Source organism: Vibrio sp. Vb1574, from assembly GCF_033338675.1.
On sequence record NZ_JAWOTC010000121.1, the window covers coordinates 1 to 1780 of the forward strand.

Here is a 1780-nt window from a genome sequence, read left to right on the forward strand (position 1 = left end):
CCTCTGTTGGGGAAACCTCAATCCAAGGTTTGACGTTTGTTGGGTCATCTATCGCCGATGCGCCGTTTGATACTTCTGCCGCAGAAATCGTAAACTATGATGCGTGCACGGACAAACTCTACGTGGTCAATGCTCAAGCCAAACGTGTGGATGTGTTGTCGCTTAACGAAAGCAGTGCGCCTTCACAAACCGATTTTATTGACCTAACCGATGCGGGCACTTCCGCAGGTATTGAAATAGGCGCGGCCAACAGTGTTGCTGTGTTTAATGGCTTAGTCGCCGTCGCGATTGAAAACAATAATAAGCAGGAAGATGGCTTGATCGCGCTGTATCGCTCGGATGATCTTTCTCTAATCACCACTTTCAAAACCGGTGCGCTGCCAGATATGGTTGGTTTTTCTAAAGATGGTCGTTACATTGCCACCGCAAACGAAGGCGAACCGAACTCCGATTACAGTATCGATCCCGAAGGTAGCGTGACGTTGGTCGATTTGAGCAAAGGTATTAACAATGCTGACGTTACGCAAATTGGCTTTGGCGAATTTGATGGAGTGCGCTCAGATGAATTGCCAAAAGCTGTACGTATTTCCGGCCCTAATGCCTCAATTGCTCAAGACCTTGAACCGGAATATCTGACGTTTGCTGACAACGGGAAAATTTATGTCGCCTTGCAGGAAAATAACGCAATGGCGATTATTGATCCACAAAGCCAATCGGTAGAAAAAATTGTCGCTTTAGGGGAAAAGTCTTGGTCAAATTCAAAGCTGGACGCCTCAAATAAAGATAAGATCATCGGCAATTTGAAAAGCTATCCGCAGCTGGTTGGCTTGTACATGCCCGACACGCTAGACAGTTACTCTGTCAATGGCAAAACCTACATTGTTTCGGTCAATGAAGGGGATGGTCGCGAATATGGTTTTAAAACCACTCAAGCTGAATGTGATCAAGCAGGATTCATGTCGGACGAGGATGACTATCAAGGTACGCCAGATTACACCAATGTCAAAGGCTCCTGTTTGAGCCATATCGACGAAGTCCGTGGCAAAAAACTCAAAGTTACGACCGACCACCCTCTTGCTGAAGCTCTAAAAGATAACAAACAGCTAGCTAGACTCAAAGTTATCAAACCAAACCACACATTAAACGCAGAAGAAAACGTTCAAGCATTTGGCGCGCGTTCATTCTCAATTTGGAATGAAAATGGTGAGCTAGTTTTTGATAGTGGAGACGACTTCGCAACAGTTGCCCTCTTGAACGAAGGTAAACACTTCAACAGCACAAACGACAGCAACAGTAGCGGTGATGACCGAAGTGATGATAAAGGCATCGAGCCAGAAGCCATCGAAGTAGCGAAAATCAATGGGCGATACTACGCATTTATCGGTTTAGAGCGCCAAGGCGGTATTATGGTTTACGACATCACCGAGCCAAAACAAGCGCAGTTCTTGCATTATGTAAACCACCGCGATTACACCCAACCAGTATGTACGTTGGTAGAAGATGGTGAGTGTGCAAATGACACTTACAATCCTAAAGCGGGCGATCTAGCGCCCGAGTCAATTAACTACTTTACTCGTAACGGACAACATTTTATTGCCGTCGGCAACGAGGTATCAGGCACAACCTCAGTTTTTCGTATCGAACTCTAAAAACAGTAGTATCTCAAAGTATCTACAACTGTGGCGCTAAAACCGCGGCCATAAAACAGAAGTGCTAAAGCTAAATAGGAAACGCCCGAATATCAGTTCGGGCGTTTTTTATTCACGGTTAAGTGTGTTAA

The 1780-nt window shown here is 45.4% G+C and carries 1 protein-coding gene; it reads left to right on the plus strand.

Annotated features, from left to right (window positions below; translation table 11 throughout):
• On the plus strand, positions 1–1649 hold a 1649-nt coding region (locus tag R7O12_RS24040), incomplete at its 5' end, for a choice-of-anchor I family protein (protein ID WP_318126554.1).
• Between the last annotated feature and the right edge of the window lie 131 nt (positions 1650–1780).